A 12,362-nucleotide genomic window follows, 5' to 3' on the forward strand; every position below is an offset into this window, starting at 1 on the left:
CGGGTTCACAATCGTTCGGGCAACACTTTCCCTTGGCGAGTGAGGACCACATGCGTTGGCTCCGGGTGGGCTCAATCGCAGCCAACATCACATATGTCGCCGTTGGTACCGAGGTATTCTACCGTATTCTACGCCGCTCATCTGGAGAACCGTGATAGCGTGTCTCCCAGCGACCAATACGCAATCACTGCTGTCGTTTGTGCACCAGGAGGGGACGGTGGCGCGAATGGGCAAGTCATTCAATCGTCTAGGCGGGCTGCAAGATGCGGTCTGGCGCGCATGTTGTTAAGGTTACCGGCATCCCAGCGCGAGGCTGTGCGGTTAGCCGCCAATGGGCGACCGTTGCTTGATGAAGTGCTGGGTGCCTATGAGGAGGCGTGCCTCGCACTCGAACGGTTCCGCAAGGAGGCCAGCGCCGAGCTCACCCTGGTCGATGAATATGAGGAACTTTGTGTGGAGTTGGAGGGCGACGTCATGCGCGAGGTGTTCGGCGCACGTCGCTAAACCGCCCTTCTCACGCCGGGCCTGTCGAGGAACAAGACACCCGCTGCATTCCCGCTTTTCGGGAGAAATTCGGCGCTGCCTCAAGCAGCCCCGTGTCACCGCGTGGCGCGAACGCCTACTTTTTCTTGGTCGTCGTGGCGCTCATCACCTTGTCGCCAGGCTTGATGCCGAGCTTGGCCGTTACACCGGCATTGAGTTCGATCACGTACTTCACCTCCGTCATCGAATCGATGATGTCCTCGGAGTACGGCACCGCGTTCTGCTTGATGTTGCGGATCGTGCCCGTCGAGTCGACGAACAGCATGTCGAGCGGCAGGATGGTGTTCTCCATCCACATCTGCACCCGCCGCGAAACGCCGAAATCGAAGATCATGCCGGCGTCTTCGGCCATGTCCTTGCGATACATCAGCCCGCGCTGGCGTTGCTCGTTGGTGTCGGCTATCTCAACGATGAAATTCAGCCGCTTGCCGGACGCCGTCTGGATAATCAGCGGTTCCTTGTCGAAGGTTATCGGCTGTTGGGAAAGGGCCGGCACGGCGAGAATGAAAAAAAGCGCCGCGATGGCGCTTCTGATCCAGTGAGCTGCAGACATACGCATCAGTGCGCGCGGCTCACCGGGCTCGGCACATCGGGATGGATCTCAGCGGCCATCAGCCCCTTGTCGCCATCGCCGTAACGGACGAGCACCACCTGCCCCGGACGCAATTCCGTGAGACCAAACCGACGCAGCGTTTCCATGTGGACGAAAATATCCTCCGTCCCCTCGCCCCGCGTCAGGAAGCCGAAGCCCTTCGTGCGATTGAACCACTTGACCAGCGCACGCTCGAGCCCGCTCGTCGCCGTCACCTGCACATGCGTGCGGACCGGCGGCAGCATCGAAGGGTGTACAGCCGTCGACTGGTCCATGGAAAGGATTTTGAACGCCTGGTAACCGCGTTCGCGCCGTTGGATGAGCGCAACGATCCGCGTACCCTCGAGAATTGTCTGGTAGCCGTCGCGACGCAGGCAGGTCACATGAAGAAGAACATCCTGCATACCGTTGTCGGGAACGATGAAACCGAAGCCCTTGGCCACGTCAAACCACTTGACGACGCCAGTGATTTCAATGAGATCGACCGCTTCCCCCGCGAGTTGATCGAGGTCGCTGAATTCCTTTGACGAAATTCTGTCAGCCATATCGCCAGTCCCTCAATACGCGTCACACTGTTACGGTTAACTGATTCTTCACATCAAGATTAACATGTTGGTAACGGATTAGCGCAAGTCCTACTTTTCGATTATTCGCAGTTGCCAATCATACCCCGCTATCTTGCCCGAAGCTGGTGTTCCGCCACATAAGATTCCGACAGAATCCAAGACCCCGCATTAGAGAGGAAATAGAATGCGTTATCTCCACACCATGGTTCGCGTGAAAGATCTGGACGCCTCCCTGCATTTTTACACCAAGCTCTTCGGACTCGAGGAAATTAGGCGCACGGAGAACGAGAAGGGCCGCTTCACGCTCGTTTTCCTTGCAGCGCCCGGCGACAAAACCGAGGCCAGTGCCAAGGGCGCGCCCTGCCTGGAACTGACCTACAATTGGGATACCGAGGACTACACGGGCGGCCGCAATTTCGGTCACCTCGCCTATGAGGTCGACGATATCTATGCCACCTGCCAGAAGCTGATGGACAACGGCATCACCATCAATCGTCCGCCGCGCGACGGTCACATGGCCTTCGTGCGCTCCCCGGACGGGATCTCGATCGAGATTCTGCAGAAGGGCGGCAGCCTCCCGACAGCCGAGCCCTGGGCTTCGATGGGCAATACCGGCGCCTGGTAAGTCGAGGCTTTTGCGAGGCTTGCGGCTTTGGCGATTTCGGACCTGCGTGTCCGCATCGCGCTTGCCGCAGGCCAGTGGCGCGGGCACTCTCCAGCCGACTCGAGGCGAACGATGCGTTTTGGCGCAGCACTCGCCGTCCTCTGGAGAATGCTCGCGTGCTCGCTGTTGAAAAGCGGATACCTTTCGGACCTGCCCTTCTCATCGCCACGTCAGCGCTGGTGCTCAGCGGCTGCGTGTCAAACAAGAAGGCCGCCGACGCTGCCGCTGTCGTTTCCCCAGTCGAATCGACTGCGGCCGTTCAACAGGCCACCGCCTCGCCCACCGCCCAACCCGGCTATCGCGACCCTATGGTGGCGAATGTATCGGGTCAGCAGCCGGCACAGGTTCCGGCCGCGCAGTCGATGGCAGTAGGATCGACCGCTTCGGCTCCCGCCAATATCGGCGGTCTCGCAATGCAATCAACTGGGATCAACGCGCAGGCGATGAGCATCTTCTCGGCACACACGCTGCCGCAGAACAACCCGACATCGACCCAGGTGCAGCCCGTCACGGGCAACGCCTACACGCCGGCTGGTGTCAGCCCCATGCGCTCGAGCGTCTACAGCAGCCAGCTTCCTGTCGATCAGCCCCAGCAAACGCAGCAGACTCAACCCCTGTTGCCGCAGCAGTCCTCACAGAACACGGCCATACGCGGCGAGCCGGTTCAGAGTGCCTCGCTCTCGACCGGAGCACTGGCAGGCCAGACGATGAATGCGCTCTATAGCGCGCCGAGGCAAAACCTGCTCGGCAGTCTCTCCGGGCTACTGCAAAAAGCCTCACTGCCCGGCATGACGCGAATTGCGCCCAACGGCCTGCATCTTCAAAACGACAAGGTAGAGGTCGGCTGCTTCAAGCCGAACTTGTTGAATGTGATCAGGGCGGTCGAAACGCACTTTGGCAAGCCGCTCGTCGTCACGTCGGGATATCGCGACCCGGACCATAATCGCATGGTCGGCGGCGCCGAAGAATCCATGCACAAGACATGCGACGCGGCCGATATTCAGATCGACGGCGTGTCGAAATGGGATATCGCAAGCTATATCCGCTCGCTGCCTGATCGCGGCGGTGTCGGTACCTACTGCCACACGAACTCCGTACATCTCGATACCGGAAAAAGCCGCGACTGGAACTGGGGCTGCGGTGGTGGGACGGCTGCATCGCCCCTTGCTCGCGCTCTGTGACGCTCACGCTTCGCTGCCATTAGCGTTACGAAAGCTCGTGTGAAGGATTGGGAACATCGATCCATAGCGTTTTGATTCGGCTGCAATAAACGCCATTTCGCTGCCGCAAAAGAATCCTGTCATTATTTTGAAAAAAATCCAATTTGCTGCTTGCGGGATTCAAAGTGCCTGACTATAAGGGCGCCACCACGAAGGAAGCGCCCTTCGTCTATCGGTTAGGACACCAGATTTTCATTCTGGGAAGAGGGGTTCGACTCCCCTAGGGCGTGCCATCGGTCATTGAAATCATTTGGCTTTTGACGTTTACACGATATCCTCGTAACATTGTTGTGCGTCGCGTCAAATGCTAGTGAATCTGGAATGAAATCCGGTCGGTCAACCGACGACGCGTAGCCCTTGAGCCTGTAGCGCCCTCGCCTTGACTCGCGACTCGGCGACACGCCTGCTTCCTCCAGTCGGCCTCCTCAGCGTGCGCAGAACATCTGGCATCCGAGCGTCGACGCTGCCATAAATGAGCTTCATCGAGGGAGGGATGATTATGCAGAAGAACGCGCCGGACTTCAGCCTTGCGGGCAAGGTGACTTTCGTGACGGGAGCGAGCCGTGGCATCGGTCGGGCTTGCGCGCTTGCCTGTGCCGCAGGCGGCTCCGATATTGTCTTGGGGATCCGCGATGTCGCGGCGTCGGCAGGCCTGGTCGCCGAACTCGAGGGCATGGGACGAAAGGTCCTCCCTGTCGAATTGGACATTCCCAACAGGGTCCATATCGCACAAGCCGTCGACGCGGCGCTTACGAAGTTCGGTCGGATCGACGTACTCGTCAACAACGTCGGCGTGGCTCCGGGCAATCTTGCAGAACTCGTTGAGGAGAAAGACCTTGACGAAATACTTGATGTCAACATCAAGGGCACGTTTCTGATGACGCAGGCGGTGGGCCGTCAGATGATCAAGCGCAACAGCGGCCGGATCATCAACATCAGCTCACAGGCCGGCACCGTGGCACTGCGCGGCGAGGCAATCTATTGCATGAGCAAGGCGGCAATCAATCACCTCACGCGCTGTCTTGCAGCCGAATGGGCACGCTATAATGTCACCGTGAATACCGTATCGCCGACGTTCATCCACACGGATGGTACGGCACCTTTTCTATCCGACGCCGACAATTACAAAGCGACGCTTGCTCACATTCCGCTCGGCCGGATCGGTGAAACCGATGATGTGGTGGGTGCCGTCGTCTTCCTTGCGTCACCAGCTGCGAGCCTAGTCACCGGCGCGAACCTGCTCGTAGACGGCGGATGGTCAGTCGCCTGATGCCGAGGTGCACAATGCTATGCAGACGAGAACGACGATTTTCCGTGGGGCGTGTCGGTTTCTTTGAATTTCAGCCTGGATTCGACGACGCGTTGGTATCGCTACTCATGCTGAGTATGGACCAGCCTTGCTTCGGCCTGCCCCACCGAATAGAGTTGCCGGATGGCTAGGCAGGTCCTCTTCGTACAAGGAGCCGGCGAAGGCGTCTACGATTGCTGGGACAGCAAGCTCGTGACCAGCCTCGAGCGCGAACTCGGCGAAAGCTATACCGTCCGCTATCCCCGAATGCCCAATGAGGACGATCCAAGCTACGCAGCGTGGGAGCCTGCGTTAACGAGAGAACTCGCTTCGCTGGACGACGGGGCAATTCTCGTCGCTCACTCGGTCGGCGGCACCATTTTGATCCATGTGCTTGCCGAACAGCAGCCGAAACCGAGGTTCGGAGGGCTATTCGTCATCGCTGCGCCCTTCATCGGCGAAGGCGGATGGCCGAGCGACGGCATCGGCGACTGCAAGGACGTCTCAGAGGGTCTCCCGCCCGGCCTTCCCATCTATCTCTATCATGGCGCCGCCGACGACGTGGTACCCACTGCCCATGTTCATCTCTGTGCGAAGGCGATTCCGCACGCCGTCGTCCGCACACTCGACCGCAGGGATCACCAGCTCAACAACGATATGAGCGACGTTGCACGAGACATACTTTCAGCCGGCTAAGCTGTCAGCACGCCGAAGCGCGCGCCGGTTCTCTTTTCCAGCAAGCTGAACGTCTTGCCGAACAGCCATGCCGTTCCTATTTTCTTGTCAGATGCGCCCTTCGTCTATCGGTTAGGACAACAGATTCTCATTCTGTAAAGAGGGGTTCGATTCCCCTAGGGCGTACCAAACCACTCGATTCCAGATTGCCGAATGGCGCATTGGCGCGAGTTCCATTCATACACGAAATCAGAAGCCGCTGATCAGTTCTACCTTCGAGCCGTCGCTGAAGCGCGAGAGCCGGAACGCTTTCGGGTCGACGACGGGCGCCCGGCCCGTGACGATATCAGCCATCAGCCGTCCCGCTGCCGGTCCAATGCCGAAACCGTGGCCGGAGAATCCGGTCGCGATATGAAAGCCGGGAATGGAATCGACCGCCGAGATGACGGGCACGGCATCCGGCGTGACATCGATGTAGCCGCCCCAACGCTGTGCGATTTCCGCCTTTGCGAAAACCGGAAACGCCTTCTTCAGACTGTCAAGTGCATCCAGCGTCAACTTCTTCGAGGGCACCGGATCGAGAACACGGTGATACTCGAACGGACTTGCGTCATCCATTGACCAGCGCCGCGGAATGCGCAGCTCGTCAAAGAAGCGGCCAGCGAGGCGGAAGGAAAGCGACTTCCACTCTGCCCGCAAGGCCGGCAGAAACGCAGCAGCATGGCGGAACGAGGCCGGCACGATATCGACGATGTTGTCGTGGCCGCAGGCCACTGTGTAACCACCGTCCTGCCGCTTGCGGATAGCGAAATCCTTGGCCCATATCGTTTGCGCCGGCCCGTCTTCCAGCGGCTTCGTGCGCATAACGCTGTTCAGCACCTTCAGTTGCGGCAGATCGATGCCGAAGCGACCGGCAAACAGGCTGGACCACGCGCCGCCGGCCAGGACCACGGCCTTGCAGGCGATCGCGCCGCGTTCCGTCACGACACCGCTAACGGCCCCTGCCGAGGTCTCGATGCCGCGTACAGCGCACTCCGTGAGAATGGTCGCTCCCTTGTCGCGTGCCGCTTCGGCGATCGCCGGTGCCGCCTTCTGCGGCTCCGCCCGCCCATCGGCCGGCGTGTAGAGCGCTCCCGCCATATCGACACTTGAGCCGGGAACCGTTTCACCGAATTCTTGCGCCGTTAGCATGCGGGATTCGATCTGGTAGCCGTCCAGATTGGTGCGCCAACGCTCGCGCTCCGCCACCTCCTTATCATTGGCGCAGGTGAAGATGATGCCGGTGCGCTTGAAACCCGTATCGCGCCCCGTGCGCTTGTCGAGGCCATCCCAGATTCTCAGCGCCTCTGCCATCAGCGGCACCTCGCGCGGATCGCGCATCGAGATCCGCACCCAGCCCCAGTTCCGGCTCGATTGTTCCTTCCCAATCCCGCCTTTCTCGCAAAGCGTCACGCGCAGGCCGCGTTCGGCGAGTTCCAGCGCCGTGGAGCAACCGACAATGCCGCCGCCGATCACAACGACGTCGCACTCTTTCGGAAGCTCCTCGTCGCCATGGACGGGAACAACATAGGGACCGGGCATGAGGGATTGTCTCCTGGCTGGGACTCAAGATCGTTTGGCTTGTGTAGCCCTACAACCCCGCCCCGATTTTAGGAACCCTGCCCGCGCTTCGTCTGCATATCTTACAGCTTCAGGATCGCTTGAAGGCAAACACATCAACTGGCTCGCCCAAACCACGCAGAGGGAACGCGCCGAGGCTTTCCATGCCTTCCTTGCACGAAGCCATCTCGACGAAGGCCCTGGAGAAGAGCACCGGCCGCTTGATCTCTTTCGTCAGGCTTTCCAGACGCGATGCCACGTTGACCGCAGGCCCAATGACCGTGAAATCCAACCGGCGGCGCGAGCCGATGTTGCCATACATGACGTCGCCGACATGCACGCCGATACCGTAGCGCAGCACCTCGCGACCCTCGCGCGCATTCTCCTCGTTGAGCGCAGCGACCGCGGCGTCGGCCTCCTTGATCGCCGTCAGGAGGTTTCTGCAGGCCATCGGATCGGTCAGCGGGAAGATCGCCAACATCCCGTCGCCCATGAATTTTAGGATCTCGCCGCCGTGTTTCTCAATTGGCTCCGACATCGCGTCGAAATAGCCGTTCAGCAACTCGATCACGTCATCGCGCGGCCATTGATCCGAGATCGTCGTGAAATCGCGCAGATCGCAGATCAGGATCGCCGCACCGACGGTGGCCCCGCTGCCACGTGTTGTCGCCCCAGCAAGGATCTGTCCGCTGGCATGCGGCCCGACATAGGTCTCCAACAACGTGCGCGCGAGAATGTTCTTGAGGCGGATCTCGGTCACCAGTGTCAAGGCGGGCAGAAGATCCTGGAGGAAAGCAATGTGCTCGTCAGAAAAACCGCCGGGCCGGTCGCTGGTGAAGGTCGCGATGTGGCGCTTTCCGAGTGTGTGCTCCATCGGCCAAGCGATATATTCCGTAAGCCCATCACGTATCAGTTCGTCATAAAATTGATGGTGGCCGTCTCCGTCTCTCATAGCCTCGAGGTTTTTGCGAACCTCGATCGCGCCGCTGAAGATCTCGTTGACCGGACTGTTGCGAAACTGCGGTGTCCTCTCGACGCCATAGCCGAACGTATCGATCTTGGCCTCGGCCAACCCGGTGCGCCACAGGATACGTGCTCCGAGCCATTGCGGATGAAGCGTCCTGAAGTGCAACGATGCGCGCGCTACCGGTACGCCTTCGTTCCGGAGCCGCTGGCACATCTGCACGAAGATGTTGTCGATGAAGCGCTCGTCACGCGTTTCCGTGACCAGCCAATCGATGATCTTTCGCCGACGCGAGGGCCACACGCCCTCACTCTGATCGTTGAAGGACAAAGGCACGTCCGAAACGGATTGCATGGTTATACTCCACAAACACGGTCGCGTCCCGATTGAGGAAGGACATCATTCATCCCCTAGATGGTGCGTGACTCTGCAGATTGAAATGGTTGCGTCCACCGGAGTCTGAGTCACCCGGCTTCTAGCCGAGCATACGCCGGGTCTCCACAATCGTCGCAGCGCTCGCTGCCAGCGGCCTGTATTCCAGCCCGATCGCGCCTCGGTAGCCATGTTCGACAAGCCAATCGACCCGTCGCTTAAGGTCGACATTTCCGCTGCCGGGCTCATTCCGTCCCGGATGATCGGCTACATGGACGTGGAAAACTCGGTCGATATCATCGCCGATCACCTCGGCCGTGTCCTCTCCCATGACGGCGGAATGATAGACATCATAGACAATGCCGATCTCGGAACGCCCCGTCGCCCTTACGATCTCGAGACCTTCCACTGTTGAATGAAGGAAATAGCCGACGTGGTCGATCAGCGTGTTGAGCGGCTCGAGGCCGAGGCGAACCCCACTGCCCTCGAGAATTTCGCCGGCGGCGGTCAGGGTTTCGATCAGCGCTGCCTTCTGCTCCTCGCGAGACTTGCCGGCAAGATCATCACCTGCCTGCGCAATCAGGGTGTGCGCGCCGAGGCGTCTTGCCGTTGCGATCGAACTTTTCAGACCTTTCAGAAACGCTTCCTTATTGGTTCTGTCTGTCAGGGCAATCATCGGTTCCGCCACAAAACTCGTGAGTTCTATGCCGGTTTCCGTCAGCGCCCATTCGATGCTGCCGATATCCTTGTTCGTCCACTTCCAGAATTCGACTGCCTCCACGCCGTGCGCGTGCGCAAGGCGGATCCTGTCCGCGAAGTTGTCGGCGTCAGCTGCGAACAGCCATTCGATGCAGGCGGAAAGTCTCATGGCGGCCTCGCTGAATCGGGAACTCTTTCGCCGACAATAGTCGAGCCGCGGCAAATGGCAAAAAGCTTCCATGCTCCGTTTCTGACTTGACGTCATATTCAAGATTGCTAACGTGCGGGTGCGTATTAATCTCCCAACTCCGCCCGTCATCATTGACGGGCGTATCTTTTCCGGCTCGATCCAGAAAGTCAGGAATGGCGACAGAGGGACGATGGCTGCGGTGGGCGTATCGTTTGGCAAAGCACGCATCGTAGCGCTGGTGGCCAGCTTTCTGTTGGCACTTACCCAGATGGCCCTCTCCCAGCCGCCCGCTGCAACGTCGCATCGTGTCTGTGTCTATTCCCTCGACATGCCGAACTCTGGCGAGCGCCTATGTATCACCCGCGAAACTTACGGGCGCGATCTCTGCGTCGCGATCGATCACTTCGCGCGGGAAAACGACCTGCCGCCGGAATATTTCGCCCGGTTGATCTGGCGGGAGAGCCGTTTTCAGGCAGGCGCCATCAGTCCCAAAGGCGCGCAGGGCATTGCGCAGTTCATGCCTGGCACCGCAAGGCTGCGCGGATTGAGGGATAGTTTCGATATCCTCGAATCCCTCAAGGAATCAGCGCGCTACCTCGACGAGCTGCGAATACGCTTTGGCAATCTCGGCCTCGCTGCCGCGGCCTATAATGCCGGCGAGCAGGGCCTCTCCGACTATCTCGATACGGGCCTGCTGCCCTTCGAGACACGCAGCTACGTTCTTGACATCACGGCGAATACGATCGAGCAGTGGAAGAACGATCCGCCTGTCGAGGCTGCGCAGTTTCTCATTCCGGACAAATCCTTCATCGATGGTTGCATAGAGCTTGCCAGCAAGCGCCGCCTGACCGAAACCGCCTCGGTCCAACAGGGTCAGTGGGCGCCATGGGGCGCCCAGCTTGCGGCAAATAGCAACGATGCCGCAGCACTTCGCCTATTTACCGCAGTCGCGCGTCAACTTCCCGCACCTCTCGCGAGCGAGGAGCCGGTCATCGTGCGCATGCGGGATCGCAGCTTTGGCTTCAGGCCGCGCTTTGCTGCTCGTATCGGCAGAGAGACTCGCGCTGAAGCTGACAAGGTTTGCATGACTGTCCGTGCCGCCGGGGCAGCCTGCACCGTCTTCCGAAACTGAGACCGTTTCGGCCCCTGCTGAGGATCGGCGACGGCGAATTTTCCCGTGGAGCCATGAACTTTGGCGCGAGTTGTGCGTTTCCCCGGAGGGAGGAAAGAGCCATGCACAGCACGCAAAACCGACAGATTAGAAATCCGGGGCCGAGGGGCCGGAGCATCGCCAACCAAGGCAGGCGGAACGGTGCCGATTCCGCCGAAGAGCGCAAATTGCACAAGCTCCTCGGGCGCCACGTCCCTGAACACGAAATTCAGGCGAATATCACCAGTAAGCCACCGAAACTTCGATAGCGGCAGCGAAAATATCAGAAGACCAGAAAATCCGGGGCCGTCTGCTGGGAGGTCAACTTAAGCGTTCCATCAGGCTGGACCACGTATTTCTCGAATGTGCGGTAACCCCATTTTCCCAGGAACGTGTTATTGATCACCGTTCCCGGCGGGTACGGCGAGCGCACGACGCGTCCATAGGTCAGGCTTCCCGGCACAGGCCCAAGCGGCGGTGCAGTCGTGTTGCAGCCGGCAAGCGCTATCGCCATGATTATTGGGGTATATCTCATCTCTCCCTCCTGAGCCGAAGCCCAAGCTGGCCGCACAAGAATGCGGCCAGATTTATTCAAGAGCGCGCCAATCGATAGCCGGCGAGACGCCGTTAGCCTTGTGGCGTCAACGTCATGGACGTTCCGGTAGCGGCAACGTTGAGGCCGAGCTGTCCGGTCACGCTCAGCGTCTGCAACTGCACCGAGCCACTGGTGCCGCCGACGAGGATGTTGGCACCAACACCGGCGACAAGCGTCGCTTCGGCCGATGCGCCCTGGTAAAGGCCGCCCAGCGAACCGCGATGGTATCCCGTCGTCGGCGCAAACACCGCCCACACAATCCGGCCGCGCGTGGTAAATCCGACATCAACGCCCAGTTTGCGGATCGCACCCGCGTACCGATCCTGCGTCTCGCTGCCCGATGTCGGGCTGAAAACGCAATCAACCGATTTTGCCGAACCGAGGACATAACCGACACCGCCACCGACGTCACAGGTCAGAATCCCGATCTTGACGCCGTCACTCAGGTCGGGCTCGGGCTGCTGATAAGTGGTGACCAAATCGGCAGCACCGACGCTCGTGGCCAAGGCTTGCATCAGCGATACGGCAGCAACTGCGGTTGCAATCTTCTTCATCATTTTCTCCTTGTATTGCACGGAGATAGATAGCGCATCGCTATGATTTACCAAGGCCGCTGATGCATGGCTGCCCTTCCGATCTTGCACGCTAATTGAGCCAATTCGTGAGCATCCTTGCCAGCGCACGGCAGCGCGCCGCCCATCTAAAACAGCTCGATCACAGCCAAACACAAGGGCTCGCCCGATCCGCGACCTCAGACCGATTTTGGTGAGACAGTTCTGCCTTGAGGACCGGGAGAAGTAGGCCCGAGAAAACCGCCGTGCATAGGTGGGACGGCCAACGCGGCAAAATCAGGCTGGGGCGTCTAGGGCGGATGGCGGCAGAAACGCCAGGTTCCCGAGAAAAAGCCTCGCTTCACGCGAGGCCGATTCTCTATTCGCAAACCGTTCTATACCTGGTGATATAGTGGTGGTGGCTTCGGTGCTGGTAAGGCACCCTCCAGCATACGTCGCGGCGGGCGTAGCGCGGTCCGTCATAGTCGTAATCACGGTACCTTGGGCCGTATCGGTAGTAACGAGGCGGTGGTGAATCATCATAATACCTGTGGCCGCCGGAACCGAACTCGAAATAGACACCTTGGGCGTCGGCAGGAGCACTCACCAGTACTGCTGCGAGGCCGGCCATTGCGATGATCAACCGTTTCATGGTCAGTCTCCTTTCTCTGGAGATCAACGCGGCAGGCCTGCA

15 protein-coding genes and 2 tRNA genes are annotated in these 12,362 nt (G+C 59.6%); 9 read left to right on the forward strand and 8 right to left on the reverse strand.

Features of this window, described 5'->3' with window-relative positions; translation table 11 throughout:
• The first annotated feature begins 342 nt into the window (after positions 1-342).
• Complete coding sequence (locus tag C934_RS35765; protein WP_245267989.1) at positions 343-504, forward strand: hypothetical protein; 162 nt, start codon at positions 343-345, stop codon at positions 502-504.
• 115 nt (positions 505-619) lie between these two features.
• On the opposite strand, the gene C934_RS0121225 is transcribed toward C934_RS35765, so the two are convergent.
• Positions 620-1,102, reverse strand: a complete 483-nt coding sequence (locus tag C934_RS0121225) for a DUF192 domain-containing protein (RefSeq protein WP_018858624.1) — start codon at positions 1,100-1,102, stop codon at positions 620-622.
• A complete protein-coding gene (locus C934_RS0121230; protein ID WP_018117103.1) occupies positions 1,102-1,680 on the reverse strand; it encodes a cold-shock protein in 579 nt (192 codons plus the stop codon). The genes C934_RS0121225 and C934_RS0121230 overlap by 1 nt, the downstream gene beginning before the upstream one ends.
• A gap of 205 nt (positions 1,681-1,885) precedes the next feature.
• Here C934_RS0121230 and gloA point away from each other — a divergent pair, with 205 nt between their 5' ends.
• The 6 genes from gloA (at position 1,886) to C934_RS0121260 (ending at position 5,737) form a co-directional block, all read left to right on the forward strand.
• Positions 1,886-2,326 (forward strand): lactoylglutathione lyase, encoded by a 441-nt coding sequence (gloA, locus tag C934_RS0121235; RefSeq protein WP_018858625.1) that lies wholly within the window; start codon positions 1,886-1,888, stop codon positions 2,324-2,326.
• A gap of 155 nt (positions 2,327-2,481) precedes the next feature.
• A complete protein-coding gene (locus tag C934_RS0121240; protein WP_018858626.1) occupies positions 2,482-3,546 on the forward strand; it encodes a YcbK family protein in 1,065 nt (354 codons plus the stop codon).
• 197 nt (positions 3,547-3,743) lie between these two features.
• Positions 3,744-3,818 (forward strand) — tRNA-Glu (locus C934_RS0121245).
• Positions 3,819-4,084: 266 nt separating this feature from the next.
• Positions 4,085-4,855: an SDR family NAD(P)-dependent oxidoreductase gene (locus C934_RS0121250; protein ID WP_026371976.1), complete on the forward strand. Its 771-nt coding sequence runs from the start codon at positions 4,085-4,087 to the stop codon at positions 4,853-4,855.
• Between the two features lie 162 nt (positions 4,856-5,017).
• Positions 5,018-5,569 carry an alpha/beta fold hydrolase gene (locus C934_RS0121255; protein ID WP_018858628.1) on the forward strand — a complete coding sequence of 184 codons (552 nt, stop codon included), beginning with the start codon at positions 5,018-5,020 and terminating at the stop codon, positions 5,567-5,569.
• 93 nt (positions 5,570-5,662) lie between these two features.
• Positions 5,663-5,737, forward strand: a tRNA-Glu gene (locus C934_RS0121260).
• Between the two features lie 60 nt (positions 5,738-5,797).
• Here the strand turns inward: C934_RS0121260 and C934_RS0121265 are convergent.
• The 3 genes from C934_RS0121265 to C934_RS0121275 all read right to left on the reverse strand — a co-directional run bounded on the left by C934_RS0121265 (position 5,798) and on the right by C934_RS0121275 (position 9,351).
• Positions 5,798-7,129, reverse strand: a complete 1,332-nt coding sequence (locus tag C934_RS0121265) for an NAD(P)/FAD-dependent oxidoreductase (protein WP_018858629.1) — start codon at positions 7,127-7,129, stop codon at positions 5,798-5,800.
• Between the two features lie 109 nt (positions 7,130-7,238).
• Positions 7,239-8,465: an adenylate/guanylate cyclase domain-containing protein gene (locus C934_RS0121270; RefSeq protein ID WP_018858630.1), complete on the reverse strand. Its 1,227-nt coding sequence runs from the start codon at positions 8,463-8,465 to the stop codon at positions 7,239-7,241.
• 121 nt (positions 8,466-8,586) lie between these two features.
• Entirely contained in the window at positions 8,587-9,351 is a 765-nt protein-coding gene (locus C934_RS0121275) for a TIM barrel protein (protein WP_018858631.1), read from the reverse strand.
• A gap of 211 nt (positions 9,352-9,562) precedes the next feature.
• Here C934_RS0121275 and C934_RS0121280 point away from each other — a divergent pair, with 211 nt between their 5' ends.
• Together C934_RS0121280 and C934_RS35770 are read left to right on the forward strand one after the other, a co-directional pair.
• Entirely contained in the window at positions 9,563-10,504 is a 942-nt protein-coding gene (locus tag C934_RS0121280) for a lytic transglycosylase domain-containing protein (RefSeq protein WP_018858632.1), read from the forward strand.
• A 101-nt stretch (positions 10,505-10,605) separates the two neighbouring features.
• The gene (locus tag C934_RS35770) at positions 10,606-10,791 is read left to right on the forward strand and encodes a hypothetical protein (RefSeq protein WP_018117094.1); all 186 of its coding nucleotides are present in this window, start codon (positions 10,606-10,608) and stop codon (positions 10,789-10,791) included.
• Positions 10,792-10,805: 14 nt separating this feature from the next.
• On the opposite strand, the gene C934_RS0121290 is transcribed toward C934_RS35770, so the two are convergent.
• From C934_RS0121290 to C934_RS33870, 3 genes are all read right to left on the reverse strand, one after another.
• Entirely contained in the window at positions 10,806-11,057 is a 252-nt protein-coding gene (locus C934_RS0121290) for a hypothetical protein (protein ID WP_026371977.1), read from the reverse strand.
• Between the two features lie 92 nt (positions 11,058-11,149).
• A complete protein-coding gene (locus C934_RS0121295) occupies positions 11,150-11,671 on the reverse strand; it encodes a DUF992 domain-containing protein (RefSeq protein ID WP_018117092.1) in 522 nt (173 codons plus the stop codon).
• A gap of 376 nt (positions 11,672-12,047) precedes the next feature.
• Positions 12,048-12,320, reverse strand: a complete 273-nt coding sequence (locus tag C934_RS33870) for a hypothetical protein (protein ID WP_082728603.1) — start codon at positions 12,318-12,320, stop codon at positions 12,048-12,050.
• Positions 12,321-12,362: the final 42 nt, after the last annotated feature.

Origin of the sequence: Rhizobium sp. 42MFCr.1 (assembly GCF_000377185.1) — a bacterium.
GTDB lineage: Bacteria > Pseudomonadota > Alphaproteobacteria > Rhizobiales > Rhizobiaceae > Rhizobium > Rhizobium altiplani.

Coding starts and splice junctions, on each gene's coding strand:
- C934_RS0121225 (WP_018858624.1), bottom strand. CDS start 1,102: ATGCGTATGTCTGCAGCTCACTGGATCAGAAGCGCCATCGCGGCGCTT.
- C934_RS0121230 (WP_018117103.1), bottom strand. CDS start 1,680: ATGGCTGACAGAATTTCGTCAAAGGAATTCAGCGACCTCGATCAACTC.
- gloA (WP_018858625.1), top strand. CDS start 1,886: ATGCGTTATCTCCACACCATGGTTCGCGTGAAAGATCTGGACGCCTCC.
- C934_RS0121250 (WP_026371976.1), top strand. CDS start 4,085: ATGCAGAAGAACGCGCCGGACTTCAGCCTTGCGGGCAAGGTGACTTTC.
- C934_RS0121255 (WP_018858628.1), top strand. CDS start 5,018: ATGGCTAGGCAGGTCCTCTTCGTACAAGGAGCCGGCGAAGGCGTCTAC.
- C934_RS0121265 (WP_018858629.1), bottom strand. CDS start 7,129: ATGCCCGGTCCCTATGTTGTTCCCGTCCATGGCGACGAGGAGCTTCCG.
- C934_RS0121270 (WP_018858630.1), bottom strand. CDS start 8,465: ATGCAATCCGTTTCGGACGTGCCTTTGTCCTTCAACGATCAGAGTGAG.
- C934_RS0121275 (WP_018858631.1), bottom strand. CDS start 9,351: ATGAGACTTTCCGCCTGCATCGAATGGCTGTTCGCAGCTGACGCCGAC.
- C934_RS0121280 (WP_018858632.1), top strand. CDS start 9,563: ATGGCTGCGGTGGGCGTATCGTTTGGCAAAGCACGCATCGTAGCGCTG.
- C934_RS35770 (WP_018117094.1), top strand. CDS start 10,606: ATGCACAGCACGCAAAACCGACAGATTAGAAATCCGGGGCCGAGGGGC.
- C934_RS0121290 (WP_026371977.1), bottom strand. CDS start 11,057: ATGAGATATACCCCAATAATCATGGCGATAGCGCTTGCCGGCTGCAAC.
- C934_RS0121295 (WP_018117092.1), bottom strand. CDS start 11,671: ATGAAGAAGATTGCAACCGCAGTTGCTGCCGTATCGCTGATGCAAGCC.
- C934_RS33870 (WP_082728603.1), bottom strand. CDS start 12,320: ATGAAACGGTTGATCATCGCAATGGCCGGCCTCGCAGCAGTACTGGTG.